Below are 26923 nucleotides of genomic sequence, written 5' to 3'. Positions count from 1 at the left end.
AAATCAAAAAGATAAAAAATTGGCACGCAAATTGTATTAACAGTTCAGCAGGACAATCCTGAACGAAGAAATCAAGAGGACAACATTATGGGTATTTTTTCTCGCTTTGCCGACATCGTGAACGCCAACATCAACGCCCTGTTAGAGAAAGCGGAAGATCCGCAGAAACTGGTGCGTCTGATGATCCAGGAAATGGAAGATACATTAGTTGAAGTGCGTTCTACCTCGGCGCGTGCACTGGCGGAAAAGAAACAGCTGACTCGCCGTATTGAACAAGCGTCGGCACGTGAAGTTGAGTGGCAGGAAAAAGCCGAACTGGCGCTGCTGAAAGAGAGAGAAGATCTGGCGCGTGCGGCACTAATTGAAAAACAGAAACTGACCGATCTGATTAAGAGCCTGGAACATGAAGTGACGCTGGTGGACGATACGCTGGAGCGTATGAAGAAAGAGATTGGCGAGCTGGAAAACAAATTGAGCGAAACTCGCGCTCGCCAGCAGGCATTGATGTTGCGTCATCAAGCTGCAAACTCGTCGCGTGACGTGCGTCGTCAACTGGACAGTGGCAAACTGGATGAAGCAATGGCGCGTTTCGAATCTTTCGAACGTCGTATCGACCAGATGGAAGCGGAAGCAGAAAGCCACAGCTTCGGCAAACAAAAATCGCTGGACGATCAGTTTGCCGAACTGAAAGCCGATGATGCAATCAGTGAGCAACTGGCACAATTAAAAGCCAAAATGAAGCAAGACAATCAATAATAACATCCAGGCGGCGTCCGAACGCGCCGCCGCTCATCGTCTAAGGAGTACTTATGAGCGCGCTATTTCTGGCTATTCCGTTAACCATTTTTGTGCTGTTTGTTTTACCGATCTGGTTATGGCTGCATTACAGCAACCGATCCAGTCGCGGTGAATTGTCGCAAAGCGAACAGCAGCGATTAGCGCAACTGGCTGATGAAGCAAAACGGATGCGCGAACGCATTCAGGCGCTGGAATCCATTCTTGATGCAGAACATCCGAACTGGAGGGATCGCTAATGGCGGGCATTAATCTCAATAAAAAATTATGGCGTATTCCACAGCAGGGTATGGTGCGCGGCGTCTGCGCGGGGATTGCTAATTATTTTGATGTACCGGTAAAACTGGTGCGTATCCTCGTGGTGCTGTCGATTTTCTTCGGCCTGGCGCTATTTACCCTGGTTGCTTACATCATTTTGTCATTTGCTCTTGACCCGATGCCGGACAACATGGCGTATGGTGAACAACAACCTTCCAGCAGCGAATTGCTGGATGAAGTCGATCGTGAACTGGCGGCCAGTGAAACGCGTTTACGCGAGATGGAACGTTATGTCACTTCCGATACCTTCACGCTGCGTAGCCGTTTCCGTCAATTGTGAGGAAAGTTATGAATACTCGCTGGCAAAAAGCTGGGCAAAAGGTGAAGCCTGGTTTCAAATTAGCAGGCAAGCTGGTTCTTCTCACCGCTCTGCGCTACGGCCCGGCGGGTGTGGCGGGTTGGGCGATAAAATCTGTTGCTCGCCGACCACTGAAAATGTTGTTGGCTGTGGCGCTGGAACCGCTGTTAAGTCGTGCTGCCAATAAACTGGCGCAGCGTTATAAAAGGTGAGGGGAGTTTCGCAAAAATTGTTAAATCTCAGGCGTATAATGGATGGCAATTTTCATCCATAGAAGGACGCTTACATGTTTAAAAAAGGCTTACTTGCGCTGACGCTGGCGTTTTCACTGCCTGTTTTTGCTGCTGAACACTGGATCGATGTTCGTGTTCCAGAACAGTATCAGCAAGAACACGTTCAGGGAGCCATCAATATTCCCCTGAAGGAAGTGAAAGAGCGCATTGCCACCGCCGTTCCGGATAAAAACGACACCGTGAAAGTGTATTGCAACGCCGGACGCCAGTCCGGGCAGGCAAAAGAGATCCTCAACGAAATGGGATATACCCACGTTGAGAACGCCGGTGGTCTTAAAGACATTGCGATACCGAAGGTCAAAGGTTAACAAATTACTTATTGAGCGGTGTAAATAACGCCGCTTATTCATTTGATAAATCAAAATTAACCCACATTATTATCTCCAGCATCTCATCCTTTCTACAGCTTTCTGGCACAGGATAGCAATGAAGCGACTTAAAAATGAACTTAACGCGCTGGTGAATCGTGGCGTCGACAGGCACCTGCGACTGGCGGTAACCGGACTTAGCCGTAGTGGCAAAACGGCGTTTATCACCGCGATGGTCAATCAGTTGCTCAATATTCATGCAGGAGCACGCTTGCCGCTGTTAAGCGCGGTGCGTGAAGAGCGCCTGCTGGGTGTGAAGCGTATTCCACAGCGCGATTTTGGCATTCCGCGTTTTACTTACGACGAAGGGTTAGCGCAGCTGTACGGCGACCCTCCCGCCTGGCCGACGCCAACGCGTGGTGTCAGCGAAATCCGCCTGGCATTGCGTTATAAATCGAACGATTCGCTACTGCGTCACTTCAAAGACACCTCCACGCTGTATCTGGAGATTGTGGATTATCCCGGCGAGTGGCTACTCGATCTACCAATGCTGGCGCAGGACTATTTAAGTTGGTCACGCCAGATGACGGGCTTGCTTAATGGTCAGCGCGGCGAGTGGTCGGCAAAATGGCGGATGATGTGCGAAGGACTTGATCCGTTAGCGTCTGCCGACGAAAACCGTCTTGCAGATATCGCCGCCGCGTGGACCGATTATCTCCACCACTGCAAACAGCAGGGGCTGCACTTTATTCAACCGGGGCGCTTTGTTCTGCCGGGGGATATGGCAGGCGCACCCGCGCTGCAATTCTTCCCGTGGCCGGATGTCGATGCCTGGGGCGAATCGAAACTGGCACAAGCAGATAAGCATACCAACGCCGGAATGCTGCGCGAGCGGTTTAATTATTACTGCGAGAAAGTGGTGAAGGGGTTCTATAAAAACCACTTTTTGCGTTTTGACCGCCAGATTGTGCTGGTGGATTGCCTGCAACCGCTCAACAGTGGACCGCAGGCATTTAATGACATGCGTCTGGCGCTGACGCAGTTGATGCAAAGTTTCCACTACGGGCAACGTACGCTTTTCCGCCGCTTGTTCTCGCCAGTTATCGACAAATTGCTGTTTGCCGCGACGAAAGCGGATCATGTGACCATCGATCAGCACGCCAATATGGTTTCATTACTGCAACAACTGATTCAGGATGCCTGGCAAAATGCGGCGTTTGAAGGGATCAGCATGGATTGTCTGGGGCTGGCCTCCGTACAGGCGACCACCAGCGGCATTATCGACGTCAACGGCGAGAAAATCCCGGCTCTGCGCGGTAATCGACTGAGCGATGGCGCACCGCTCACCGTTTACCCTGGTGAAGTTCCTGCGCGTTTGCCCGGTCAGGCGTTCTGGGATAAGCAAGGCTTCCAGTTTGAAGCGTTTCGCCCGCAGGTGATGGATGTCGATAAACCGCTGCCGCATATTCGCCTTGATGCCGCGCTGGAATTTTTAATAGGAGATAAATTGCGATGACCGAACCGTTAAAACCACGTATTGATTTCGACGGTCCGCTGGAAGTCGATCAGAACCCTAAATTTAAGGCGCAGCAGACCTTTGATGAAAATCAGGCGCAAAATTTTGCCCCAGCGACGCTCGACGAAGCGCCGGAAGAAGAGGGGCAAGTCGAAGCGGTAATGGATGCGGCGCTGCGTCCGAAACGCAGTCTGTGGCGTAAAATGGTCATGGGTGGGGTGGCGCTGTTTGGCGCGAGCGTTGTTGGCCAGGGCGTGCAGTGGACGATGAATGCCTGGCAAACTCAGGATTGGGTAGCACTGGGCGGTTGTGCCGCTGGGGCATTGATTATCGGGGCTGGCGTTGGCTCAGTGGTAACAGAGTGGCGACGCTTATGGCGCTTGCGCCAGCGTGCGCACGAACGCGATGAAGCGCGCGATTTGTTGCATAGTCACGGCACTGGCAAAGGGCGCGCATTTTGCGAGAAACTGGCGCAGCAGGCCGGTATTGATCAGTCGCATCCGGCGCTGCAACGCTGGTATGCCTCAATCCATGAAACGCAGAACGATCGTGAAGTCGTCAGTCTGTACGCACATCTGGTTCAGCCAGTGCTGGATGCGCAGGCGCGCAGAGAAATCAGCCGTTCGGCGGCAGAATCTACCCTGATGATTGCCGTAAGCCCGTTGGCACTGGTGGATATGGCGTTTATTGCCTGGCGTAATCTGCGGTTGATTAATCGTATCGCTACGCTCTATGGCATTGAACTGGGTTATTACAGCCGTTTGCGCCTGTTCAAACTGGTATTGCTGAATATCGCTTTTGCCGGTGCTAGCGAGCTGGTGCGTGAAGTGGGGATGGACTGGATGTCACAAGATCTCGCTGCTCGTTTGTCAACGCGTGCTGCCCAGGGGATTGGCGCCGGACTCCTGACCGCGCGACTGGGAATTAAAGCTATGGAACTTTGCCGTCCGCTGCCGTGGATCGACGATGACAAACCTCGCCTGGGGGATTTTCGTCGCCAGCTTATCGGTCAGGTAAAGGAGACGCTGCAAAAGGGCAAAACGACCAGCGAATAATAACGCAATATCGGGTGCTGATCGGATATCTTTACGCCGAAGTGCCCGATTATCCGTCGTTGTGTCAATCTTTGTTGACAGAAATCTTCCTGCCACTCGAATAGTGTCATATCATCATATTAATTGTTCTTTTCTCAGGTGAAGGTTCCCATGCGTCTGGAAGTCTTTTGTGAAGACCGACTCGGTCTGACCCGCGAATTACTCGATCTACTGGTTCTAAGAGGCATCGATTTACGCGGTATTGAGATTGACCCAATCGGGCGGATTTACCTCAATTTTGCCGAACTGGATTTTGACAGTTTCAGCAGCCTGATGGCGGAAATTCGCCGTATTGCAGGTGTTACCGATGTGCGCACTGTGTCATGGATGCCTTCCGAGCGCGAACATCTGGCGTTGAGCGCATTGCTTGAGGCGTTGCCTGAACCCGTGCTTTCGGTCGATATGAAAAGCAAAGTGGATATGGCGAATCCGGCGAGCTGTCAGCTATTTGGTCAAAAACTTGATCGTTTGCGCAATCATACCGCTGCGCAATTGATTAACGGATTTAATTTTTTACGCTGGCTGGAGAGTGACCCGCAGGATTCGCATAACGAACATGTGGTGATTAACGGGCAAAATTTCTTGATGGAGATAACGCCGGTTTATTTGCAGGATGAACACGACCAACACGTCCTGACCGGTGCGGTAGTGATGCTGCGCTCGACGATTCGTATGGGGCGTCAGTTGCAAAATGTGGCTGCGCAGGATGTCAGCGCCTTTAGTCAGATTGTCGCCGTTAGCCCGAAAATGAAACACGTTGTCGAGCAGGCTCAGAAACTGGCGATGTTAAGCGCGCCACTGCTGATTACGGGTGACACGGGTACTGGTAAAGATCTCTTTGCTTACGCCTGTCACCAGGCCAGCCCTCGCGCCGGTAAACCTTACCTGGCGCTGAACTGCGCGTCTATACCGGAAGATGCCGTTGAGAGCGAACTGTTTGGACATGCCCCGGAAGGGAAGAAAGGGTTCTTTGAGCAGGCGAACTGCGGTTCAGTGCTGCTGGATGAGATTGGTGAGATGTCGCCGCGAATGCAGGCTAAATTGCTGCGTTTCCTTAATGATGGCACTTTCCGTCGGGTTGGCGAAGATCACGAGGTGCATGTCGATGTGCGGGTGATTTGCGCGACGCAAAAGAATCTGGTTGAGTTGGTGCAAAAAGGCGTATTTCGGGAAGATCTCTATTATCGCCTGAATGTGTTGACGCTGAATCTGCCACCGCTGCGAGACTGTCCGCAGGATATCATGCCGTTAACCGAATTGTTCGTCGCCCGCTTTGCTGACGAGCAGGGAGTACCCCGGCCGAAATTGGCTGCCGATCTGAATACCGTGCTGACACGTTATGGCTGGCCGGGTAACGTGAGGCAGTTGAAAAATGCTGTCTATCGTGCACTCACCCAACTGGACGGCTACGAACTGCGTCCACAAGACATTTTGCTGCCAGATTATGACGCGACAACCGTTGCCGTGGGCGAAGATGCGATGGAAGGTTCGCTGGATGAAATCACCAGTCGATTTGAGCGTTCGGTGTTAACCCAGCTTTATCGCAATTATCCCAGCACGCGCAAACTGGCAAAACGTCTGGGCGTTTCACATACCGCGATTGCCAACAAATTGCGTGAATACGGCCTGAGCCAGAAAAAGAGCGAAGAGTAAACACGTAAAATGCCTGATGGCGCAATACCATCAGGCATAATAAATTACGCTTTCAGTACCGCCAGAGCTGCTTCGTAATCCGGCTCAGTGGTGATTTCATTCACCAGCTGGCTGAAAATCACATTGTCATTTTCATCAATTACGACAACTGCGCGCGCAGCCAGACCTTTCAGTGGGCCTTCAGCGATCTCAACGCCGTAAGCTTGCAGAAATTCGCTATTACGGAAAGTGGAAAGGGTGATGACGTTGTTAAGACCTTCCGCACCGCAGAAACGAGACTGGGCGAACGGCAGATCGGCGGAAATACACAGTACAACGGTGTTGTCGATTTCTGTCGCCAGTTGGTTAAACTTACGTACTGATGCGGCGCAAACACCGGTATCAATACTTGGGAAAATGTTCAGCACTTTGCGTTTACCTGCAAACTGCGTGAGGGTGACGTCAGACAGATCTTTTGCCACGAGAGTAAAAGTCTGCGCTTTGCTACCCACTTGCGGGATGGAATTGGCGACTGTAACCGGGTTGCCCTGGAAATGAACGATTTGTGACATGATTATCTTTCCTGTTTACATATAGTTAACGTCATACCTAGTTTATGCTAACTGTCAATAACACAGCAATCGCTATTTGCGCTTAATCCGCAGTCCATCGCGGCAACAAGGAGTAAAGATGAGAACCGTAAAGGTATTTGAGGAAGCCTGGCCGTTACATACCCCGTTTGTAATTGCTCGTGGCAGCCGCAGTGAAGCGCGCGTGGTGGTTGTTGAACTGGAAGAAGATGGTGTTAAAGGTGCTGGGGAATGCACTCCCTATCCGCGCTATGGTGAAAGTGACGCTTCAGTAATGGCGCAAATTATGAGTGTTGTGCCGCAACTGGAAAAAGGGCTGACACGTGAAGAACTGCAAAAAATACTGCCAGCGGGCGCGGCGCGTAATGCGCTGGATTGTGCATTGTGGGATCTCTGTGCACGTAAACAGCAGCAGACGCTGGCTGAATTTATCGGTATAACGCTTCCCGACACCATTACCACTGCACAGACGGTTGTCATCGGTACGCCTGATCAAATGGCCAGCAGTGCTGCGGCACTATGGCAAGCAGGGGCGAAATTGCTGAAAGTGAAACTGGATAACCATCTTATTAGCGAGCGGATGGTGGCAATTCGCTCGGCTGTACCCGATGCGACGTTGATTGTTGATGCGAATGAATCCTGGCGCGCAGAAGGATTGGCAGCGCGATGTCAGTTGCTGGCTGACTTAGGCATCGCGATGCTGGAACAACCGCTTCCCGCACAGGACGATGCGGCGCTGGAGAATTTTATTCATCCGTTACCCATTTGCGCTGATGAAAGTTGTCATACCCGTAGCAATCTGAAGGCGCTGAAAGGGCGCTATGAGATGGTTAATATCAAACTCGATAAAACGGGGGGGCTGACCGAAGCCCTGGCATTGGTGACCGAAGCGCGTGCACAAGGTTTTAGTCTGATGCTGGGCTGCATGTTGTGTACCTCTCGTGCTATTAGCGCCGCTTTACCGCTGGTGCCGCAGGTCAGTTTTGCCGATCTTGATGGACCGACCTGGCTGGCGGTGGATGTGGAGCCGGCGCTACAGTTTACGACCGGCGAATTGCATCTTTAGGATGCCAGCGCAGTAAATTCGCCATTGCAAAGAGATACTTTTCACTGGCTTCATCGGAGGAGATGGGCGGAAACTCGGCGGTAATACAGTGCAGGTTCAGATCCGCACACCAACTGCCGAAGGAGCCGGGGGTTTCGTATCCGACGCTGGTCACCAGCGGCAATTCAAATGCCTGAGCCAGCCACTCACCTAATTCACTGTGTCGGGGATCTTCAATACAAGCCAGCGGATCGTGAAAAGAGACAATCCAGGCGGGGTGGATACGATGAATGAGCTGGCACAAAGCCTGAGTTTCAGGTTCGGAGCCGGGTTTATCGCCGGTCAGCAAGACCACGTCGCGCTCTTCGGCGGCACTGTTCCAGCGGTACACCGTTTCACCTTCCTTCCAGTTCGCCGCCGGAAAGTTTCTGTTTAGATCCACACCATTGGCATTAGCCCGCAGACCAAGCTGGCAACCGTCAGGATTCACACAGAGGACGACATGATGGCGGCGCAGAGACGGTGTTAACGTGCGTAATGCGCAGGAGAGGGTGACGACGGAAGAATTTTCGTCGCCGTGGGTGCCAGCCAGGATTAAACCACTTTCGCTGCTGGCGGCAGAAGCCGGAAACCAGATCAACGGCGCACCTAATAATGAACGTCCGTAATGTTCGGTTCCTGGCGGAAAAGCGCCCCGTTCGGCGCGCGGGCGGGTCACGGTCATAATCGTCTCGAATATAAGAAGTATTACAGGCAGTGTTGTGCAAATTTTGCGGATTATCAAATCCTTTTCGACAACGATATGTTATCGATCCTTTATCACTTTTTTGCCGGAAGTTATTTGCATTTCTTCAAGGAGAAACAAATAATTACGCATCATTATTAACGCAGGTTTGAGGGTAACTTATGAAGCACTCTGTTTCAGTCACGTGTTGTGCGCTGTTGGTCAGCAGCATTTCCCTGTCGTATGCTGCAGAAGTTCCGAGCGGCACAGTACTGGCAGAGAAGCAGGAGCTGGTGCGCCACATTAAAGATGAGCCTGCGTCGTTAGATCCCGCCAAAGCAGTGGGCCTGCCGGAGATTCAGGTCATTCGCGATTTGTTTGAAGGTCTGGTGAATCAAAACGAGAAAGGGGAGATTGTCCCCGGCGTTGCGACTCAGTGGAAAAGTAATGACAATCGTATCTGGACTTTTACCCTGCGCGATAACGCAAAATGGGCGGATGGCACACCGGTAACGGCGCAAGATTTTGTCTATAGCTGGCAACGTCTGGTGGATCCCAAAACATTGTCGCCATTTGCATGGTTTGCCGCGCTGGCGGGAATCAACAACGCACAAGCGATTATTGATGGTAAAGCCACGCCTGACCAGCTTGGCGTCACCGCAGTTGATGCCCATACTTTGAAAATTCAGCTTGATAAACCATTGCCGTGGTTTGTGAATTTAACCGCTAACTTTGCCTTCTTCCCGGTGCAAAAAGCCAACGTAGAAAGCAGTAAAGAGTGGACGAAACCCGGAAATCTGATCGGCAATGGCGCTTATGTTCTTAAAGAGCGCGTAGTTAATGAAAAACTGGTCGTGGTGCCGAATACCCATTATTGGGATAACGCCAAAACGGTGCTGCAAAAAGTGACCTTCCTGCCAATTAATCAGGAATCCGCAGCCACTAAGCGTTATCTTGCAGGCGATATTGATATCACTGAATCCTTCCCGAAAAATATGTACCAGAAACTGTTGAGGGATATTCCTGGGCAGGTTTACACGCCGCCACAGTTGGGGACGTATTATTATGCATTTAACACGCAAAAAGGGCCGACGGCAGATCAACGAGTGCGTCTGGCATTAAGTATGACGATTGATCGCCGCCTGATGACGGAAAAAGTGCTGGGTACAGGTGAAAAACCAGCATGGCATTTCACGCCAGATGTTACTGCCGGATTTACGCCAGAACCTTCGCCGTTTGAACAAATGAGTCAGGAAGAACTGAATGCCCAGGCGAAAACATTGTTGAGCGCCGCCGGGTATGGTCCACAGAAGCCGTTAAAACTTACACTGTTATATAACACTTCGGAAAATCACCAGAAAATTGCCATCGCTGTGGCGTCGATGTGGAAAAAGAATCTTGGCGTAGATGTCAAACTGCAAAATCAGGAATGGAAAACCTATATCGACAGCCGTAATACCGGCAATTTTGATGTTATCCGCGCCTCGTGGGTTGGGGATTATAATGAACCATCAACCTTCCTGACGCTGTTAACGTCAACGCACTCAGGAAATATTTCCCGCTTTAACAATCCGGCATACGACAAAGTGCTGACTCAGGCATCGACTGAAAACACCGTTAAAGCACGCAACGCCGATTACAACACGGCAGAGAAAATCCTCATGGAGCAAGCACCGATTGCGCCAATTTATCAATATACCAATGGACGGCTAATCAAGCCGTGGCTGAAAGGTTATCCCATTAATAACCCGGAAGATGTGGCTTATAGCCGGACTATGTATATTGTAAGACATTGATTATGTTCTCATCTGGCGCAAAAGTTGCGCCAGATTTTACAACCCCGATAAAATTTCTCTCTTTTTTAAATTTACCCTATAAAAGATTGCTCTCAAGATGAGACTGTGAAATTTCCAGTTTATATTAAGTACAAACTCTAATCATAAATTTTATTTGTCTGCTGTATTACATACTCCAAATATAAGCTGTGCTTTACTTTTTTTTACAACGTGAATGCATTTCATCACTTGTAAAACATCTTCATTTGAAAATAAACACACAGCTAAAAATGGGGTGGTAAAATGAAAAAAGCCTCTGCTATTCCGTTAGTTATCTCTCTATTCCTCTCTCATTATTCTTCTTTTAGTCTGGCCGCAGAGCCGCTTCCCGATGCCGCATCACTGGGACTGGAAAACTTAACTCATGATCTCTCACGACAGGAGTTATTTGTAAAAATCCTGGGATCAGATCTTTCCCGTGAAATGGAATATGACACGTTCGCAGTAAAAAAATACTTTAAATTTCCGACTGATGTCTCTTATGACTCGGTATTAAATCAACCGCGACCAAGTTCTTTATTTGGAGTGGATATCAGCCATCATAACGGTAAGAATTTTCCAATCGAACTGTTGGCAAAAAATAAGTCTGTGTTTCTGTATATGAAGTCCAGTCAAGGAACGCGTTATGTCGATCCCGAATTTTCCGGTTTCTGGCAACGGGCCGGGGATACGGAACGGGGGGTAAAATTACACCGTGGAGCATATCATTTTCTTTCCAGCGGCACTCCGGCAGACGACGCTGAAACATGGGGACGTAAGCAGGCGATGACGTTTGTTAAAATTATTAAAGCTAACGGGGGATTACGCGCAACGGATATGCCACCGGCGGTGGATGTGGAGTGGGATGTGGACTCATCAACGGGTAAGGATCGTTGGCAAAAGCGTAAACCTGCTGAAATTATAACGATGATCAAGGCGTTTACCGCACAGGTCGAAGCCGATTTAGGGCGTAAACCGGTTATCTACACTGCGCGAGCCTGGTGGAAAGATGCCGTTGGTGGGGAAAATAGTTTTGCCCAGGTTGCAGATCACAAACTGTGGCTGGCTGATTACTCTAATCAGGCTCAGGCCAGTGAAACCCCGCGTTCAATCAACCAGACAAAATGGGCGATCTGGCAGTTCACCGACGCAGCACAGCTTAATTTAGGATCGAGTAAGAAGTTTGATGCCAGTATTTATAAAGGTCCAATTGCTGAATTTTATACCACTTTGGGCGTGCAGGAATTTTAACTTATGAACAGACGATGGCTTACTTTATGTATATCAGTTCTGGGGCTATTCGTTGCCGGAATATCACAGGGAATATCAGATGCACGTGCAGATGATATTTGTAAAAATGGTGCAATGGTTCCTGATGAGTATTGTCGTTTTTTTATCCATTATGGGCCTGAGGCTCCTGGTAAACTGGATATCAGAATCAGTGATGCGTTAAAAATACCAGATCAGGATGCAGCGAAAACCCGCGCGATTGGGCTGATTATTTCAATTTCAAAATATCCACTGTTACATGCAGATATTCCAGCAGCTGCAGTAGACGGTCAAAGAATGGCTGATTTTCTTATTAATGGGCAAAAGTTTGATGAGGTTATTTTACTGAAAGATCAGGATGCGTCACTGGATAACATTAATTATTTTCTGAAAGAATATCTCCCTGCCAGAGGGATGATGTTTGATAAGAAAGCTCGCTTGTTAATTGCTTATTCAGGTCATGGGCGTTTTGGCACTCAAAATGGTAATTCTGATAAGGCACCGGCATTTGTTTTGAGTAATGCTACAGATATTGATGGTTCAAAAGGCATGTATGAAATGCCAGCTTTGAATGCTCAACTCAACATTCTGGCAAAGCGTTATTTCCATATTTTGACTTTAGTCAATGCTTGTTTTGGTTCAGGTCTTTTTGGCATGACAGATGGCGCAGGGAATTCAAACGCGTATAGTAAACCAGGTGCGTATGCGATAGCCGCTGGTGATGATAAAACAGAAGTTTATTCCCTGGAAAAAGATAAAGGCAGTGTATTTTTTGATACCCTTATAAAAGGAGTTGCTGATGGCGTTGCCGACGAACGCTTCGGGAAATCGTATATGGTAAAAATTGATGGTAAAAAGGAATACTACGCGGGCATTACCCGAACATTAAGTTTGTTTATCTATGTGAACGACCAATATATAAAAATCAATGAAAAACTGGACGAGGAAGGGAAAGGAATACATCTTAGTGATGCCTGGATAGGAGCAACAGAAAACCCAGCCGGACCGGGTGGATTCTTCTTTATTAACGATCCTGCGGTCAGTCATCTGGATAAAAAAACACAATTATCAGCCGGGAATGCAGATGAATTTACGAATGTTGATAAGACCGCATATTCTATTAAAGAACCGCCTACTGCGCCAGATGAACCAAAGAACAAAGATATAATACCTATTGAAATTCCTTATGGCCCCGTAAGTGCAATTCCCAACCGACCTGATATCCGTATCTTCAAAACACCGGATATTTACCCGATCAGTGGCCATGATATCTCGTCTAACGATGGCGAAATCGACTGGAAATTGTTTCAGGAGAAATCACCTGCGCGTTTTGTCTACGTGAGAGTGGTTAGCTGGAGAGGGCCAGACTCGTCGTTTAAGGCTCACTGGAAGCAATTAGCAGATTCAAAATTTGATCGCGGAGGCTATTTTAAATTTGATTTTTGCCGCACTCCTGAGGCGCAACTGGAAACAGCAAAAAGCCTGCTGCCTGAAGACCCGAAAATGTTGCCTCCCGGTATTTTACTGGTGAATCCAGAAGGTGAAGATACAACCCAACTGGCTTGTTTTAAAAAATCGGGAATGGTGAATGCACGGAATGATATTTTACGTTTTGCTGCCCTGATATATAAAAATTACCATAAAATACCAATATTTTATGGCAATCATAATAATTTGTCCCATTTCATGGACAGTCGGTTCGACCAGTATATGGTGTGGATGGGGTATTGGGGACAAGCTGGTGTGAAGCTTGAGGGGCGTAATCCCTGGACACTTTGGCAATATTCAGGAAACGAAAAGGTGCCAGGCATTGGTCACAGCACAGAGTCAGAAGTATTCTTTGGTACTGAAGAACAGTATGCCCAGTTTAAAGCGGGTGAGAATAATGTCGCTCTGGCTGCGGTAAATTGAGGTAATAAATAAAACCGGATGTCGAATATTATTATCGTCATCCGGTTTTGTTGAGTTTTATTTAAGCTGTTCGGGAGGTGTAATATTATCCATATACAGCGTCTGGCTGGGGAACGCAAAATCCGCGCCGTGCGACTGCACAATATCGATAATCTTCAAATAAACATCCTGCTGGGCGGCCAGCCATTCGGCCCAGACCGTGGTCTTAGTAAAGCAATAGACCATAATATTTAATGACGAATCGGCAAACTGGTTGAAATAAACCAGTAAGGTTTGTCGCTGGTCGATAGCAGGGTGATTTTTCAGCATCTCACGTACGGCTTCGACAATAGCCCCAACTTTTGCGGCATCTTCATAACGTAAACCAATGGTAGTAGTAATACGCCGGTTGGTCATTCGCCCCGGGTTTTCTACGCTAATGGACGAAAAAAGCGAGTTTGGTACGTACAGTGGGCGATTATCAAAGGTGGTGATTTTTGTAATACGCCAGCCAATTTCTGCTACTGTGCCTTCGATATTCCTGTCCGGTGAACGGATCCAGTCGCCAATACTAAAGGGGCGATCGAAATAGAGCATAATCCCGGAAAAGAAGTTACTCAGAATATCTTTACCGGCCATACCGACAGCCAGACCACCAATACCACCAAAGGTCAACAAACCGGAAAGGCTCATGCCGAAATGTTCGCCATAAAGCAGAACAATCACCACGATAATGCTGATTTTGATGATGCGCGACATAATCCGCGCGCTGGTGATATCTCGACCTTTTTTTATCTGTTGCCTTTCAAACTGATTAATCAGGAGAAATAACTTAACCGTCAGAATAAGCGCAATCAGTGACGTACAGATAAAATCGATAACGCCTGGGGTGATAAATTTGAGTTTGTAATTTTCAATAACATAATTAATGATGCTGCCGACAGCACTGATAATTATGGTGTAGATCAAAAATTGAACCGCATGGAATAAGAATCCTTTTCTTTTACGATTTCCACGACGAAACCAAAAGCTCATCAGAATCAATGCTGCGCAGCTACCGAAAATAATGACCAGATTAAGCGCATTATTTGTAAACAGTTCAGCGATCATTGTTTTATCAGGCTCCTCCAGATAATTGATGTCATGCCGGAAACCCCTGGCGGGGGTATTTTATCGCGATAATTCATTCATATCATCAATAGACAGGGAAGGAAGTAGCAACATTAGCGAATTTATCAATGGGTTGATGATTTGAACGACAACAATCTCGTGCTTTCGGGGCAGACAACGAGGAAATGTCATGATATTGTTACACACAAGTAACAAAGGGTTTATCTGCATAAGGATTACATCATGATCATGGCGAAGCTGAAGTCAGCAAAGGGGAAGAAGTTTCTCTTTGGTCTGTTGGCGGTTTTCATTATTGCGGCGTTAGTTGTGACTCGCGCGACTATCGGCGGTGTTATCGAACAATATAATATTCCGCTTTCTGACTGGACGACATCAATGTATGTGATTCAGTCATCGATGATTCTTGTTTATAGTCTGGTCTTTACTGTATTGCTGGCAATCCCGCTGGGAATTTATTTCCTCGGTGGTGATGAGAAGTAAATAAAAGAAAGGCCCGAGATATCGGGCCTTGCAAGTAATTGATAAACAATTAATCGTCTTCTTCGTCATCCAGTTCTACAGGCGTCTGGTACTGGTCAGGTTTAATCACCAGCAGGTCGCAGCGGAGATGATCAATCACCTGTTCAGCCGTATTACCAAGGAATGCCGCAGAGATACCGGTGCGTCCCACAGTGCCAAGAACGACAATCCCTGCCTGCAAATGTTCGGCCAGATCTGGAATCACTTCTTCTGGCAGACCTTTTTCAACGTGCGTCATGTTTTCATTAATGCCGAATTTCTGCCGCAGGGCTTTCATCGCCAGCAAATGTTGTCCACGAATGGCATCGTTATAAACACTTGGATCAAATTCCGGCAGTTCAATGGCAATATTGATAGGTGTTACGGGGTAGGCGCCAACCAGATGGACTTCGGTGTGATTTACCTGTTCCGCCAGCTCGATCGTTTCTTTCACCAGTTTTTCATTGAGCGCATTATGATATGGCTCTTCACTGGCGAGATTCACCGCCACCAGCGCCTTACCACCTTCCGGCCACGGCTGGTCTTTCACCATCCACACCGGGCTTGGGCATTTGCGTAACAGGTGCCAGTCGGTAGGGGTGAAAATAACCGCTTCCAGACGGTCATGTTGGTGCGCCATTTTTAGCACCAGATCGTGCCCACTGCTAACCACTTCCTGAATGATGGCTTCGAAAGGACGGTTATGCCATACCACTTTAATTTCAATCGGGACGCCAGCGTTGAGATAATACTTTGCCTGCTCATGGATCCAGGCTGTGCGCTGGCTGATAACCCCCTGACGCATAGCGGTACGCTCGTCGGGAGAGAGCAGGGTAGTCATTTCGTATGAGAAGTCATAAATCGGCAAAAAGGCTTTAATTTTGCCACCAATCCGTTGATGTAAATAAACAGCTCGCCGTAATGCCGGTTGATCGTCCTGGTTAGGATCGATAACAACGAGCATGTTCTGATACATAGCCATACAGGGTCTCCTTACAACAACTGTCAACGCAGTTTGTAATTAAAAGATTAACCCATATCTGGTGAATGAAACAGTGATGAACCTTCTGCCAGATCAATAAATCAGAAAAATTTAATGATATGACAGAAGGATAGTTGATTATGCGGAAAAATCAGGCAACGTTGCGCGTATGACCAGCAAGCTGAGCCAGCGCATCGTTATTTTCGATGGTGATGTATTTACCTTTGACCGCCAACATGCCGCTTTTCTGGAAACGACCCAGCAGACGACTGATGGTTTCTACCGTCAGGCCAAGATAGTTACCGATATCGCCACGAGTCATCGTCAGGCGGAATTCACGAGGGGAGAAGCCGCGTTGGGCAAAACGACGGGACAGGTTGTAGATAAAAGCAGCCAGGCGTTCTTCTGCATTTTTCTTCGACAACAGCAGGATCATGTCCTGATCGCCTTTGATTTCACCGCTCATCAGACGCATCATCTGCTGACGCAGATTCGGCATTTTACCAGACAGATCGTCCAGGGTTTCGAACGGGATTTCACATACCATTGAGGTTTCCAGCGCCTGGGCGAAACTCGGGTGATGACCGCTACCAATAGCGTCAAAACCTACCAGATCGCCTGCTAAATGGAAGCCAGTGATTTGCTCGTCGCCTTGCTCTGTGATGGTATAACTTTTAATCGTACCGGAGCGGATGGCATAAAGCGATTTAAGTTCATCACCAGCCTTAAACAGCGTCTGGCCTTTCTGAATAGGCTTCTTTCGCTCGATGATATTATCAAGCTGATCAAGCTCATGTTCGTTGAGTGTGAACGGGATGCAAAGCTGACTGATGCTGCAATCCTGGCAATGGATAGCACAACCGCCAGACTGAATGCGCCGTATAATTCGCTTTTCCGGGATCATAGGTCTGCTCAAGCCGTAATTGATATTTGTCAATTTTAACATCTTTTTAGGGAGCAAGTAAGTCTAAGCAAACCTTAACAGCGGAGAATTCCGATAATAGATGTAAATTTATGTCTATCCCTTTGAAAAGCTTTAAATTGTTAAGGGTAACTTTACATAAAACTGTGAAAAAATCGGCACAAATTGTTTAAGGTTTACAGTAGCAGATAGCCTTCATGGCGCAATAACCACTCTTTTCGCTGCACTCCGCCTGCATATCCTGTCATCGTGCCGTTTCGTCCAATAACCCGGTGGCAAGGGATGACGATGCTGATCGGATTAGAGCCATTTGCTGCGCCAACGGCACGCGCTGCACCTGGTCGACCCAGATATTCAGCCAGTTGACCGTAATGCATTACCTGCCCGCAGGGGATAGTGCGCAGTGCCTTCCAGACTTCGCGCTGAAATGGCGTGCCTCCCGTGGCGGTAGGAAGCGTATCAATAATGCTAAGATTCCCGGCGAAATAGTCACGAAGCTTGTCGCTTAAACCACCTGGGTTGGTGGCAGAAATGCGCTTATAACCTTCTTTGCGATAATGGATGTCCAGCAGCTGCACCATGCGTTCGCTGTACTCTTCCCATTCAACCGCCCGCAGACGAAATTGTTCATCGCAGATCACCCACAGCGGTCCCAGTGGCGTGGCAATTTTTTCTTCAAGTAATCTCAGCATCCGTTCTCTCTTAAGGCTTAAGACAAACGTGGGTAAATCCCCGAACCAATAGGCAGACCGATAAGATACCACGCCAGCAACATTAGCAGCCATACCACCAAAAAGATTAAGACTAACAAAGAGTAAGTAGCTGGTTTCGCGTCTGGTTTGTCGCAGTCTGGTAGCATAAAGCGATTTTTTGATTTTTCAGCCTGAAGAAATGAGGGCAATCCTTCACATGGATCGAGGCTGGAATAATTCCAGTCAGCGAAATTTTACCGTAGGCGACCTGTTATTTGATTCAGCAGCGTGATAGCCGCCAGGCACCACTGATCTCGTCATTCATCACCCAATCCCGGCGAGAATGTGGTTATTTACAGAGCTAAAAATGAATAAAAAAATAGAGCCTGTCGACATCCGCCAGACTCTACAGTACACACAGCAGTGCATCCGCGTCTTAAATCCGGCCTGGGTTCCTGGTGACCGGTGACCGGTGACAGTGTTATAACGGTTTTGCCCATCCGTTGCCAATTTTCTTCAGTGACAGATTTCACGAAAATATAAGTTAAATCATTCGTCTCGTGATTGCATAATCATGCATCGCTAATCGACTGGTAAATTTACCGGGCGAGTAACCCGTTCGACGCTTAAACATATTGCCGAACGATTCGGCTGAGGCATAGCCCAGACGATGGGCAATTTTGGCCAACGAATATCCATCATCAAGAAGCGTTACTGCAGAAATAACGTGCATTTGCTGAACCCAGTGGCGAAATGTTAATCCCGTTTCTTTAACAAATAAGCGCATGAGTGTACGGCTACTGACGTTAATTTTATCCGCCAGATTATCCAGTGTTGGCAGATACCCTTGGTTGTTTAGCAAATTCTCACAAAGCTGCTGTAGCCGCTCATCATTTGGCCAGGGGAGTTCAAGTGACATTTTCACCCCCATTTTTATTTCCTGAAGTATCAGTGTCTCGAGGGCTGAAAAACGTAACTGTTGTTTATCTGTGGTATTTTGCGACGGTGGAAGTTGGTTAATTGCAATTAGTAATTCCCTTAACAGGGGTGAAATACCGGTCATGAAGCAAACTTTTCCCAGCGTTTCACTTTCCGCTTCTGAAACCAGTACGGTTTTTAAAAGTACGTTGCCCGTCGCAACAAACTTATGCGGCATTTGTGGAGGCAGCCAAAGCGCGCTGCTGGCATGGACTAGCCAGACGCTTTCTCCAGCCCATACACGAACGACGCCTTCAGCCGGGTAAAGCAACTGGGCATAGAGATGTTTATGCTAGGGAACTGTGCCTCCATTCAGATGTTCCGAATCCAGTCCGATAATGTGATGCCCTGGTGATGCTTTGGGTTGCAGTGTGATTGTCATTTACAGTAGGTATTTTGTCATAAATCATCAAATAAGCCATGTTAAATTTTAAATATGACGTATGCAAGTTTCCGGATATATACGGTGTAAAGAGTGATGATAATTTCTAAAAAACAGCTTATTGGGGTGGTTGCGATCGGTATTCTTTTGGCTGGCGTTGTCTTTTTTATCTGGTGGGTAAGCAAAGGAAGATTTATACAGACGACGGATGATGCTTACATTGGTGGTAATATCACCACGGTGGCAAGTAAAGTTTCTGGTTATATTTCTGCTATAGAGGTGCTCGATAATCAGAGCGTAAAAAAAGGCGATATTATCCTGCGTCTCGATGATCGGGATTATCGTGCAAATGTCGCCAGGCTTGAGGCAAAAATAAAAAGTAGCAAAGCCAATCTCGAAAGTATTCAAGCCACTATTGCGATGCAGCAGTCGATAATTCAAAGTGCCAGTGAAACATGGCAGGCAGTAAAACATGAGGCGCAAAAGCGCCTGCGAGATACTGAACGTTATGAAAAACTCGCACAATCAGCGGCAATATCGCAACAAATTATTGATAACGCCAGGTTTGACTACCAGCAGGCCGCAGCAAAGGAGCGCAAAGCCGCGAACGATTTCCTGGTGGAGAAGCAACGGCTGGCGGTTTTATCTGCTCAGGAAGAAAATGCACGTGCGAGTATCGAAGAAGTTCAGGCCGCTCTGACTCAGGCACTACTGGATCTGGAATATACCCTTGTTCGTGCGCCGATTGATGGCATTGTCGCAAACCGCAGCGCCCATACAGGCAGTTGGGTGGAGGGCGGCACATCGTTAGTTTCACTAGTACCAGTCAGTGAGTTGTGGGTTGATGCAAATTTTAAAGAAAACCAAATAGCGGGAATGAAGCCTGGAATGAAGGCTGAGATCCGCGCAGATGTGCTCAAAGGGAAAGTGTTCAAGGGCTATGTTGAGAGTCTCGCCCCAGCGACAGGTGCCAGTTTCAGTTTGATCCCGATAGAAAATGCCACCGGAAATTTTACCAAAATTGTCCAGCGTGTTCCGGTACGGATTGCCTTTGACAGGCCAACAGAATTAAAGCAACTCCTTCGTCCGGGGCTGTCAGTCACTGTTAGTATTGATGAAAAATGATGATGGGGATGGCTATGCGTAAACATATTGCCTTCGCCAGTATGTGTATTGGGTTATTTATTGCTCAGCTTGATATTCAAATTGTTTCGTCATCCCTAAATGAAATAGGTGGTGGTCTGTCCGCAGGTAAAGACGAAATGGCCTGGCTTCAGACCAGCTATTTAATTGCTGAGATTATTATTATTCCGCTCTCTGGGTGGCTGTCACGGGTATTTTCCACTCGTTGGCTTTTTACGCTATCTGCGGGAATATTTACTTTAATGAGTATCGCTTGTGGTCTTGCATGGAATATTCAGAGCATGATTTTGTTTCGTGCTTTACAGGGAGCTGCTGGCGCATCCATGATCCCTTTAGTTTTCACGACGGCATTTATTTATTACCAGGGCAAAGAGTTGGGGTTGGCTGCTGCGGTAGTCAGTGCGCTGGCCTCATTGTCACCGACGCTAGGGCCAACTCTGGGGGGCTGGATCACTGATAACCTCGACTGGCGATGGCTATTTTATATCAATATATTACCGGGCATATATTTAGTTTTGAGTATTCCTTTTCTGGTTAATTTTGATAAACCTGATCTCTCTTTACTGAAAGTTGCTGATTATCCTGGTATTATCCTGTTGGCTCTGACACTAGGATGTCTGGAATATACCCTTGAAGAAGGAGCGCGCTGGGGATGGTTGAATGACAATACTATTTTGCTGACATCAGTTCTGGCATTGGTGAGTTTTATTTTATTTGCTGCGCGTACACTTACAATATCCAATCCGATCATGGATCTTCATGCTTTTAAGGATAAAAATTTTACGCTGGGATGTTTTTTTTCTTTTTCTGGAGGAGTTGGGATATTCTCTACTGTATATTTAATACCTGTATTTTTGGGGCGGGTTCGCGGATTAAATGCCGAAGAGATAGGTTTTGCCGTTTGCACAACAGGTATCTTCCAGTTACTTTCTGTTCCCTTTTACTTCTGGTTAACTAAAAAAATAAATCTGCGATGGCTGTTGATGGCGGGGCTGGGGGGATTTGTGTTTTCAATGTATCTTTTTACCCCTATAACCCACGAATGGGGATGGCAGGAGTTACTGTTTCCACAGGCCATCAGAGGGATTTCGCAGCAGTTTGCGATGGCTCCCATCGTAACATTAACGCTGGGAAGAATTCCCAAAGAACGGCTGAAGTTAGCCTCAGGTGTATTTAATTTAACACGTAATCTTGGGGGCGCGATTGGTATTGCTCTGTGTGGCACTATTCTCAATAACCGAACTAATTTTCATTTTTTGAGAATGGGTGAAAAAATGGTTTCTGTTCCCCATACGGTGAATGACTTCATTTCCAGAAGTGCTTTATTTTTTAATCGCAGTGGAAGTGACCAGACATCGGAAATACTGGCTTCAACCAAATTGTTGAGTCAATTGATGTTGCGGGAGGCACAAACTATGGCATTTTCGGATACCTTTCTGCTAATCAGTGGTCTGTTACTCATCGCATTTATGTTGACTCCTGCGATGAACAAATCACCCTGATCGGATGCCTGTGCTGAATTAAACCCGGTCTAAACTGTTCGATACTGTCACCAGGCTAGTATAAAATGCCCCGCCTGTGCAGACACCAGCAGGTATGGAGCAAAGTATTGTTTCAATCTGTGAAGTGAACGATGCCGCAAATATCAGATGTGTGAAGGTGCATAGGAGGTTACATGAACCTTGACGACAAATCGCTGTTTCTTGACGCCATGGAAGATGTCCAGCCACTGAAGCGCGCTACAGATGTCCACTGGCATCCAACGCGTAACCAACGTGCGCCGCAGCGTATCGACACGCTGCAACTTGATAATTTCCTTACTACTGGATTTCTCGACATCATCCCGCGAAGCCAGCCGCTGGAGTTTCGGCGAGAAGGGCTGCAACATGGGGTGCTGGATAAGTTACGCAGCGGTAAATATCCGCAGCAGGCCAGCCTGAATCTTCTACGTCAGCCGGTGGAAGAGTGCCGCAAAATGGTGTTCATTTTTATTCAACAGGCATTGGCGGATGGTTTACGTAACGTGCTGATTATTCATGGCAAAGGGCGGGACGATAAATCGCACGCCAACATTGTTCGCAGCTATGTGGCGCGCTGGCTGACTGAATTTGATGATGTCCAGGCATATTGTACCGCGCTACCGCATCATGGCGGCAGCGGGGCGTGTTACGTCGCACTCCGTAAAACGGCGCAGGCGAAGCAGGAAAACTGGGAGCGCCACGCTAAACGCAGCCGTTGATCACGGGACGCTTCCGTGGCTTATGCTGCCAGCACGCGGTTGCGTCCATCATTTTTTGCCCGATACAACGCATCATCGACCCGTTTAAACAGTTCATCGATACTTTCATTTCCTTCGTGATGCGCCACGCCAATACTGACGGTGAAGCGCGGCAAGCCCGAAATGCTCACTTTTGCCACGCTCAAGCGGATCGTTTCAGCCAAGGAAAGTGCAGTATCCAGAGGGGTTCTGGGCAATAATAAGACGAACTCTTCACCACCCCAGCGAAACACCAAATCGCCTTTGCGGGCGCTGCTTTCGAGTGTACGGGCAAGCGTGCATAACACTTCATCCCCTTTCTGATGACCGTATAAGTCATTGATATGTTTAAAACGATCGGTGTCGATGAGCAACAAACTGTAGTCCTGAGCGATTGCCAGGTGCTGCATCTGTCCTGGGTCAGTTATGTGGTAAAACTGTCGACGGTTAAGTAACCCCGTTAGCGCATCATGGTGGGCAGCATGTTCCAGCTGTTCCTCCAGCCTTTTTTGCTCAGTAATATCATGTACGATACATAACATTAACCTGTCACCGTAAATCTCAATTGGCCCAGCATAAGTTTGTACGTGTCGAACGGAACCATCTGCCAGTTTATGGACAAAATTGAGGGGTTTATGCCCGCCGGGCAAACGTGAAATTTCATGCATGACAGGCATAACGCGACGCCCAAGCATATTAATTTCCCAAGTGTGTTTCTGACACATTGTTTCATGGTTATAGCCATAGAAATTAAGCGCTGCCAGATTAGCATCGACGATTTGGCCATCACGCGAGGGATCTATCAACAACATTGGCGCGGAGTTAGTCAGAAAAAAACGAGCATAAAACCCTTGTTTTTTACGTTGATAATTCGCTGAACGGCTGGCCTTTAAACCCAGAGTTGCGGGTGTTTCCATTCCTTCAAATATAATGACTTTTCCAGTGTCACTAATCTCGTTGAGGGTCAACCGACAGCTTAATGCTGTATCTTCACCATTACGCTGGACAGTGAGGATTTCTACAATATCAAGCTGGTTATGCAGGTCTGTCAGGTATTTTGGCAGTTCGTTTTGCGAGGAGATGGAATAGAGCCCGGTACGTAGCTGACTAAAAGTGCGTTCTTGCATCAACAGTCGCGCAGCACTATTGGCATAAATTAATTTTTCCTCGAAAGGGGAAACGATCCAGACAGGACTTGTTAATAAGTCCAGAGTATTGAAGTTGTGCGTAGTCATTGAAATCCCGTTATTTTTATCAATCTTTTGTTGCTACCTGATCGCAAAAATGCCACGACAAATGATCAGATAATTCTGATAATGATAGACGCTATTTAACGCTTTACACGTTTTCAAATCAGGAAAAGTATTTTGCTTTCTGTATTTAATTTTGACAGGATTTTATTAATCATTTCAGGGTAATGGGGTGATGAGATTTTGCGTAACATGACCAGAAGACTAGACTACAAAATAATCCGTTGATGATGGAGGCAACTGTGGAAGTGATTAAGGGAGCGGACGTAAATGTCCCGGATGCAGTATTTGCCTGGATTCTGGATGGCAAAGGTGGCGTTAAACCGCTGGAAAATACAGATGAGATAGATGAAGCGCATCCTTGCTGGCTCCACCTCAATTATGTGCACCATGACAGCGCCCAGTGGCTGGCGACGACACCACTGCTGCCAAATAATGTGCGCGATGCGCTGGCGGGAGAAAGTACACGGCCCAGAGTCAGTCGTCTTGGCGAAGGGACGCTGATTACTTTGCGCTGCATTAATGGCAGTACTGATGAACGTCCCGACCAGTTGGTGGCCATGCGTGTTTATATGGACGGACGGTTAATTGTCTCGACCCGACAACGTAAAGTGTTGGCGTTGGATGATGTGGTTAGCGATCTGGAAGAGGGCACTGGTCCGACCGATTGCGGCGGCTGGTTGGTGGATGTTTGTGATGCGTTGACCGATCATTCCAGTGAGTTTATAGAACAACTGCACGATAAAATTATCGACCTGGAAGATAATCTACTCGATCAACAAATTCCTCCGCGCGGTTTCCTGGCGCTACTGCGTAAACAATTAATTGTTATGCGTCGCTATATGGCGCCTCAACGTGATGTTTATGCTCGTCTTGCCAGTGAGCGCCTGCCGTGGATGAATGACGACCAGCGCCGCCGAATGCAGGATATTGCCGATCGTCTCGGACGTGGTCTGGATGAGATTGACGCTTGTATTGCCCGAACTGGCGTGATGGCGGATGAAATCGCCCAGGTCATGCAGGAAAACTTAGCGCGTCGCACGTATACGATGTCCTTGATGGCAATGGTCTTTTTACCCAGTACGTTTTTAACGGGATTATTTGGTGTCAACCTTGGTGGTATTCCTGGCGGGGGATGGCAATTCGGTTTTTCGCTTTTTTGTATTCTGTTAGTTGTTCTTATTGGTGGTGTTGCTTTATGGTTGCATCGTAGTAAATGGTTGTAACAAAAGAAAATTTGTCTACTTCCTGTATACAAAAACGCCGTAAAGTTTGAGCGAAGTCAATAAACTCTCTACCCATTCAGGGCAATATCTTCCTCGCAGGTGAATGCAACGTCAAGCGATGGGCGTTGCGCTCCATATTGTCTTACTTCCTTTTTTGAATTACTGCATAGCACAATTGATTCGTACGACGCCGACTTAGATGAGTCGGCTTTTTTTTGCCTGTTATTTGTCAGCGTCTACCCTTTAAGAGTCCACCCAATGACCGGAGGGAAATATGACGACACTCATTTATTTGCAACTTCCTGTCCCTGAACCGATTCCTGGCGATCCCATTCCTGTGCCTGATCCGATTCCTCGTCCGCAACCTATGCCCGACCCGCCGCCAGATGAAGAACCGATTAAATTGTCGCATCGTGAGCGTAGATCTGCGAGGATACGCGCCTGCTAATTTTGCGTCGATGACCACGAGAATAGATTGTGACCGCTTTTTCTACCCTGAACGTTTTGCCTCCCGCCCAGCTCACTAACCTTAATGAGTTGGGTTATTTAACCATGACACCGGTACAGGCCGCCGCGCTTCCGGCGATCCTTGCTGGAAAAGACGTTCGCGTGCAGGCGAAAACCGGCAGCGGCAAAACGGCGGCATTTGGCCTCGGGTTGTTACAGCAAATTGATGCGTCGCTGTTTCAGACCCAGGCTTTAGTACTGTGTCCTACGCGTGAGCTGGCGGATCAGGTTGCCGGGGAGTTACGTCGGTTGGCGCGTTTTCTGCCGAATACCAAAATTTTGACCTTGTGCGGTGGTCAACCGTTCGGTATGCAGCGTGATTCGCTGCAACATGCGCCGCATATTATCGTGGCAACGCCGGGTCGTTTGCTGGATCACCTGCAAAAAGGCACGGTATCGTTGGATGCGTTGAATACGCTGGTGATGGATGAAGCCGACCGCATGTTGGATATGGGATTTAGTGATGCCATTGATGAGGTGATCCGTTTTGCACCGGTTTCTCGTCAGACGCTTTTGTTTTCGGCGACCTGGCCAGATGCAATTGCCGCGATTAGCGGTCGTGTTCAACGCGATCCTTTGGCGATTGAAATTGACTCAACAGATGCTCTGCCACCCATTGAACAACAATTTTATGAGACATCCAGCAAAGGCAAAATTCCGCTGTTGCAACGGTTATTAAGTTTGCATCAGCCATCCTCTTGCGTGGTGTTTTGCAATACCAAAAAAGATTGTCAGGCTGTGTGTGACGCGCTTAATGAAGTAGGGCAAAGTGCATTGTCGTTACATGGCGACCTGGAGCAACGTGATCGCGATCAGACCCTGGTACGTTTTGCTAACGGTAGCGCCCGCGTGCTGGTAGCGACCGATGTCGCAGCGCGCGGTCTGGATATCAAATCTCTTGAACTGGTAGTGAACTTTGAGCTGGCGTGGGATCCCGAAGTTCATGTACATCGCATCGGGCGTACAGCGCGTGCAGGAAATAGCGGACTGGCGATCAGTTTCTGTGCCCCGGAAGAAGCACAGCGCGCCAATATCATTTCTGACATGTTGCAGATAAAACTTAACTGGCAAACGCCGCCAGCCAGTAGTTCCATTGTGCCGCTGGAAGCAGAGATGGCGACGTTGTGCATTGATGGCGGGAAAAAAGCCAAAATGCGACCGGGTGATGTGTTAGGTGCGTTGACGGGCGATATCGGGCTTGATGGCGCAGATATTGGCAAAATCACTGTGCATCCGGCGCATGTTTATGTCGCAGTGCGTCAGGGTGTTGCCCATAAGGCATGGAAGCAGTTACAGGGCGGGAAGATTAAAGGGAAAACGTGCCGGGTGCGGTTATTAAAATAATGAAATGTTGTAATGCCGGATGCGA

Annotated in this window: 27 protein-coding genes and 3 pseudogenes; 21 read left to right on the top strand and 9 right to left on the bottom strand. The window is 47.9% G+C overall.

Annotation, left to right across the window (positions count from 1 at the left end; genetic code table 11):
- The first annotated feature begins 87 nt into the window (after positions 1-87).
- From pspA to tyrR, 8 genes are all read left to right on the top strand, one after another.
- Positions 88-756 carry a phage shock protein PspA gene (gene pspA / locus A7098_RS06445; RefSeq protein ID WP_000511032.1) on the top strand — a complete coding sequence of 223 codons (669 nt, stop codon included), beginning with the start codon at positions 88-90 and terminating at the stop codon, positions 754-756.
- Between the two features lie 53 nt (positions 757-809).
- Positions 810-1034, top strand: a complete 225-nt coding sequence (gene pspB, locus A7098_RS06440) for an envelope stress response membrane protein PspB (RefSeq protein ID WP_001274965.1) — start codon at positions 810-812, stop codon at positions 1032-1034.
- The gene (pspC, locus tag A7098_RS06435) at positions 1034-1393 is read left to right on the top strand and encodes an envelope stress response membrane protein PspC (protein WP_000907390.1); all 360 of its coding nucleotides are present in this window, start codon (positions 1034-1036) and stop codon (positions 1391-1393) included. Before pspB ends, pspC begins: the two co-directional genes overlap by 1 nt.
- An 8-nt stretch (positions 1394-1401) precedes the next feature.
- Positions 1402-1623, top strand: a complete 222-nt coding sequence (pspD, locus tag A7098_RS06430; protein ID WP_032225093.1) for a phage shock protein PspD — start codon at positions 1402-1404, stop codon at positions 1621-1623.
- Positions 1624-1697: 74 nt separating this feature from the next.
- Entirely contained in the window at positions 1698-2012 is a 315-nt protein-coding gene (pspE, locus tag A7098_RS06425; protein ID WP_105280518.1) for a thiosulfate sulfurtransferase PspE, read from the top strand.
- A 118-nt stretch (positions 2013-2130) separates the two neighbouring features.
- Positions 2131-3528: a YcjX family protein gene (locus A7098_RS06420; RefSeq protein ID WP_105280517.1), complete on the top strand. Its 1398-nt coding sequence runs from the start codon at positions 2131-2133 to the stop codon at positions 3526-3528.
- Complete coding sequence (locus A7098_RS06415) at positions 3525-4583, top strand: YcjF family protein (protein WP_105280516.1); 1059 nt, start codon at positions 3525-3527, stop codon at positions 4581-4583. Before A7098_RS06420 ends, A7098_RS06415 begins: the two co-directional genes overlap by 4 nt.
- Before the next feature lie 150 nt (positions 4584-4733).
- Entirely contained in the window at positions 4734-6275 is a 1542-nt protein-coding gene (tyrR, locus tag A7098_RS06410) for a transcriptional regulator TyrR (RefSeq protein WP_105280515.1), read from the top strand.
- Between the two features lie 44 nt (positions 6276-6319).
- On the opposite strand, the gene tpx is transcribed toward tyrR, so the two are convergent.
- Positions 6320-6826 (bottom strand): thiol peroxidase, encoded by a 507-nt coding sequence (tpx, locus tag A7098_RS06405; RefSeq protein ID WP_000078460.1) that lies wholly within the window; start codon positions 6824-6826, stop codon positions 6320-6322.
- Between the two features lie 118 nt (positions 6827-6944).
- Here tpx and ycjG point away from each other — a divergent pair, with 118 nt between their 5' ends.
- Positions 6945-7910, top strand: coding sequence for an L-Ala-D/L-Glu epimerase (ycjG, locus tag A7098_RS06400; protein ID WP_105280514.1), 966 nt, complete (start codon positions 6945-6947; stop codon positions 7908-7910).
- On the opposite strand, the gene mpaA is transcribed toward ycjG, so the two are convergent.
- Positions 7885-8613, bottom strand: a complete 729-nt coding sequence (gene mpaA / locus A7098_RS06395) for a murein tripeptide amidase MpaA (RefSeq protein WP_010344731.1) — start codon at positions 8611-8613, stop codon at positions 7885-7887. The two genes, ycjG and mpaA, sit on opposite strands and share 26 nt — an antisense overlap.
- Positions 8614-8795: 182 nt before the next feature.
- Between mpaA and mppA the strand changes: the two genes are divergently transcribed.
- The 3 genes from mppA to A7098_RS06380 all read left to right on the top strand — a co-directional run bounded on the left by mppA (position 8796) and on the right by A7098_RS06380 (position 13607).
- A complete protein-coding gene (mppA, locus tag A7098_RS06390) occupies positions 8796-10409 on the top strand; it encodes a murein tripeptide ABC transporter substrate-binding protein MppA (protein ID WP_105280513.1) in 1614 nt (537 codons plus the stop codon).
- Positions 10410-10691: 282 nt separating this feature from the next.
- Entirely contained in the window at positions 10692-11678 is a 987-nt protein-coding gene (locus A7098_RS06385) for a GH25 family lysozyme (protein ID WP_105279362.1), read from the top strand.
- Between the two features lie 3 nt (positions 11679-11681).
- Positions 11682-13607, top strand: coding sequence for a GH25 family lysozyme (locus tag A7098_RS06380; protein WP_105280512.1), 1926 nt, complete (start codon positions 11682-11684; stop codon positions 13605-13607).
- Positions 13608-13664: 57 nt separating this feature from the next.
- Here A7098_RS06380 and ynaI read toward each other — a convergent pair whose 3' ends face one another.
- Positions 13665-14696, bottom strand: a complete 1032-nt coding sequence (gene ynaI, locus A7098_RS06375) for a low conductance mechanosensitive channel YnaI (RefSeq protein WP_000559884.1) — start codon at positions 14694-14696, stop codon at positions 13665-13667.
- 243 nt (positions 14697-14939) lie between these two features.
- Between ynaI and A7098_RS06370 the strand changes: the two genes are divergently transcribed.
- A complete protein-coding gene (locus tag A7098_RS06370; RefSeq protein WP_105280511.1) occupies positions 14940-15197 on the top strand; it encodes a DUF2534 family protein in 258 nt (85 codons plus the stop codon).
- Positions 15198-15246: 49 nt separating this feature from the next.
- Here A7098_RS06370 and uspE read toward each other — a convergent pair whose 3' ends face one another.
- The 4 genes and pseudogenes from uspE to A7098_RS06350 form a co-directional block, all read right to left on the bottom strand.
- Entirely contained in the window at positions 15247-16197 is a 951-nt protein-coding gene (gene uspE / locus A7098_RS06365) for a universal stress protein UspE (RefSeq protein ID WP_001262134.1), read from the bottom strand.
- A gap of 151 nt (positions 16198-16348) precedes the next feature.
- Positions 16349-17101: a fumarate/nitrate reduction transcriptional regulator Fnr gene (gene fnr / locus A7098_RS06360; protein ID WP_000611911.1), complete on the bottom strand. Its 753-nt coding sequence runs from the start codon at positions 17099-17101 to the stop codon at positions 16349-16351.
- Positions 17102-17295: 194 nt separating this feature from the next.
- The gene (gene ogt / locus A7098_RS06355) at positions 17296-17811 is read right to left on the bottom strand and encodes a methylated-DNA--[protein]-cysteine S-methyltransferase (protein ID WP_105280510.1); all 516 of its coding nucleotides are present in this window, start codon (positions 17809-17811) and stop codon (positions 17296-17298) included.
- A gap of 17 nt (positions 17812-17828) precedes the next feature.
- Positions 17829-17960, bottom strand: a pseudogene (locus A7098_RS06350) (hypothetical protein); the annotation flags it as partial.
- Here A7098_RS06350 and A7098_RS24170 point away from each other — a divergent pair.
- Positions 17960-18176 (top strand): annotated as a pseudogene (locus A7098_RS24170) (LysR family transcriptional regulator); the annotation flags it as partial. The pseudogenes A7098_RS06350 and A7098_RS24170 sit on opposite strands and share 1 nt — an antisense overlap.
- 179 nt (positions 18177-18355) lie before the next feature.
- Here A7098_RS24170 and A7098_RS06340 read toward each other — a convergent pair.
- Positions 18356-19171, bottom strand: a pseudogene (locus A7098_RS06340) (helix-turn-helix transcriptional regulator).
- A gap of 96 nt (positions 19172-19267) precedes the next feature.
- Here A7098_RS06340 and A7098_RS06335 point away from each other — a divergent pair.
- The 3 genes from A7098_RS06335 (at position 19268) to smrA (ending at position 22553) form a co-directional block, all read left to right on the top strand.
- On the top strand, positions 19268-20296 hold the full coding sequence (locus A7098_RS06335; RefSeq protein WP_000587193.1) for an HlyD family secretion protein: 1029 nt from the start codon (positions 19268-19270) through the stop codon (positions 20294-20296).
- 8 nt (positions 20297-20304) lie between these two features.
- A complete protein-coding gene (locus tag A7098_RS06330) occupies positions 20305-21816 on the top strand; it encodes a DHA2 family efflux MFS transporter permease subunit (protein ID WP_105280532.1) in 1512 nt (503 codons plus the stop codon).
- A 173-nt stretch (positions 21817-21989) separates the two neighbouring features.
- The gene (smrA, locus tag A7098_RS06325; RefSeq protein ID WP_001046841.1) at positions 21990-22553 is read left to right on the top strand and encodes a DNA endonuclease SmrA; all 564 of its coding nucleotides are present in this window, start codon (positions 21990-21992) and stop codon (positions 22551-22553) included.
- Positions 22554-22573: 20 nt separating this feature from the next.
- Here smrA and A7098_RS06320 read toward each other — a convergent pair whose 3' ends face one another.
- The gene (locus tag A7098_RS06320) at positions 22574-23806 is read right to left on the bottom strand and encodes a sensor domain-containing diguanylate cyclase (RefSeq protein WP_000207188.1); all 1233 of its coding nucleotides are present in this window, start codon (positions 23804-23806) and stop codon (positions 22574-22576) included.
- Between the two features lie 195 nt (positions 23807-24001).
- Here A7098_RS06320 and A7098_RS24165 point away from each other — a divergent pair, with 195 nt between their 5' ends.
- From A7098_RS24165 to dbpA, 4 genes are all read left to right on the top strand, one after another.
- Positions 24002-24049 (top strand): hypothetical protein, encoded by a 48-nt coding sequence (locus tag A7098_RS24165; protein ID WP_212741833.1) that lies wholly within the window; start codon positions 24002-24004, stop codon positions 24047-24049.
- Positions 24050-24063: 14 nt separating this feature from the next.
- A complete protein-coding gene (gene zntB / locus A7098_RS06315; protein ID WP_016158374.1) occupies positions 24064-25047 on the top strand; it encodes a zinc transporter ZntB in 984 nt (327 codons plus the stop codon).
- Between the two features lie 274 nt (positions 25048-25321).
- Positions 25322-25495: a protein YnaL gene (gene ynaL / locus A7098_RS24160; protein ID WP_105280509.1), complete on the top strand. Its 174-nt coding sequence runs from the start codon at positions 25322-25324 to the stop codon at positions 25493-25495.
- 29 nt (positions 25496-25524) lie between these two features.
- Complete coding sequence (gene dbpA / locus A7098_RS06305; protein ID WP_000123764.1) at positions 25525-26898, top strand: ATP-dependent RNA helicase DbpA; 1374 nt, start codon at positions 25525-25527, stop codon at positions 26896-26898.
- Positions 26899-26923: the final 25 nt, after the last annotated feature.

This window comes from Escherichia sp. MOD1-EC7011, assembly GCF_002965005.1.
Classification (GTDB): Bacteria; Pseudomonadota; Gammaproteobacteria; order Enterobacterales; family Enterobacteriaceae; genus Escherichia; species Escherichia ruysiae.
This window is presented reverse-complemented; position numbering and strand designations above follow the sequence as displayed.

What these genes read in the sequence shown, in the direction of transcription:
- mpaA (WP_010344731.1), bottom strand. Translation starts at nt 8,613, where the DNA reads ATGACCGTGACCCGCCCGCGCGCCGAACGGGGCGCTTTTCCGCCAGGA.
- ogt (WP_105280510.1), bottom strand. Translation starts at nt 17,811, where the DNA reads ATGCTGAGATTACTTGAAGAAAAAATTGCCACGCCACTGGGACCGCTG.
- A7098_RS06415 (WP_105280516.1), top strand. Translation starts at nt 3,525, where the DNA reads ATGACCGAACCGTTAAAACCACGTATTGATTTCGACGGTCCGCTGGAA.
- A7098_RS06335 (WP_000587193.1), top strand. Translation starts at nt 19,268, where the DNA reads ATGATAATTTCTAAAAAACAGCTTATTGGGGTGGTTGCGATCGGTATT.
- A7098_RS06370 (WP_105280511.1), top strand. Translation starts at nt 14,940, where the DNA reads ATGATCATGGCGAAGCTGAAGTCAGCAAAGGGGAAGAAGTTTCTCTTT.
- tyrR (WP_105280515.1), top strand. Translation starts at nt 4,734, where the DNA reads ATGCGTCTGGAAGTCTTTTGTGAAGACCGACTCGGTCTGACCCGCGAA.
- ycjG (WP_105280514.1), top strand. Translation starts at nt 6,945, where the DNA reads ATGAGAACCGTAAAGGTATTTGAGGAAGCCTGGCCGTTACATACCCCG.
- pspD (WP_032225093.1), top strand. Translation starts at nt 1,402, where the DNA reads ATGAATACTCGCTGGCAAAAAGCTGGGCAAAAGGTGAAGCCTGGTTTC.
- A7098_RS06380 (WP_105280512.1), top strand. Translation starts at nt 11,682, where the DNA reads ATGAACAGACGATGGCTTACTTTATGTATATCAGTTCTGGGGCTATTC.
- fnr (WP_000611911.1), bottom strand. Translation starts at nt 17,101, where the DNA reads ATGATCCCGGAAAAGCGAATTATACGGCGCATTCAGTCTGGCGGTTGT.
- A7098_RS06385 (WP_105279362.1), top strand. Translation starts at nt 10,692, where the DNA reads ATGAAAAAAGCCTCTGCTATTCCGTTAGTTATCTCTCTATTCCTCTCT.
- pspC (WP_000907390.1), top strand. Translation starts at nt 1,034, where the DNA reads ATGGCGGGCATTAATCTCAATAAAAAATTATGGCGTATTCCACAGCAG.
- A7098_RS06420 (WP_105280517.1), top strand. Translation starts at nt 2,131, where the DNA reads ATGAAGCGACTTAAAAATGAACTTAACGCGCTGGTGAATCGTGGCGTC.
- uspE (WP_001262134.1), bottom strand. Translation starts at nt 16,197, where the DNA reads ATGGCTATGTATCAGAACATGCTCGTTGTTATCGATCCTAACCAGGAC.
- pspB (WP_001274965.1), top strand. Translation starts at nt 810, where the DNA reads ATGAGCGCGCTATTTCTGGCTATTCCGTTAACCATTTTTGTGCTGTTT.
- ynaI (WP_000559884.1), bottom strand. Translation starts at nt 14,696, where the DNA reads ATGATCGCTGAACTGTTTACAAATAATGCGCTTAATCTGGTCATTATT.
- A7098_RS06330 (WP_105280532.1), top strand. Translation starts at nt 20,305, where the DNA reads ATGGCTATGCGTAAACATATTGCCTTCGCCAGTATGTGTATTGGGTTA.
- smrA (WP_001046841.1), top strand. Translation starts at nt 21,990, where the DNA reads ATGAACCTTGACGACAAATCGCTGTTTCTTGACGCCATGGAAGATGTC.
- pspE (WP_105280518.1), top strand. Translation starts at nt 1,698, where the DNA reads ATGTTTAAAAAAGGCTTACTTGCGCTGACGCTGGCGTTTTCACTGCCT.
- pspA (WP_000511032.1), top strand. Translation starts at nt 88, where the DNA reads ATGGGTATTTTTTCTCGCTTTGCCGACATCGTGAACGCCAACATCAAC.
- A7098_RS06320 (WP_000207188.1), bottom strand. Translation starts at nt 23,806, where the DNA reads ATGACTACGCACAACTTCAATACTCTGGACTTATTAACAAGTCCTGTC.
- ynaL (WP_105280509.1), top strand. Translation starts at nt 25,322, where the DNA reads ATGACGACACTCATTTATTTGCAACTTCCTGTCCCTGAACCGATTCCT.
- mppA (WP_105280513.1), top strand. Translation starts at nt 8,796, where the DNA reads ATGAAGCACTCTGTTTCAGTCACGTGTTGTGCGCTGTTGGTCAGCAGC.
- tpx (WP_000078460.1), bottom strand. Translation starts at nt 6,826, where the DNA reads ATGTCACAAATCGTTCATTTCCAGGGCAACCCGGTTACAGTCGCCAAT.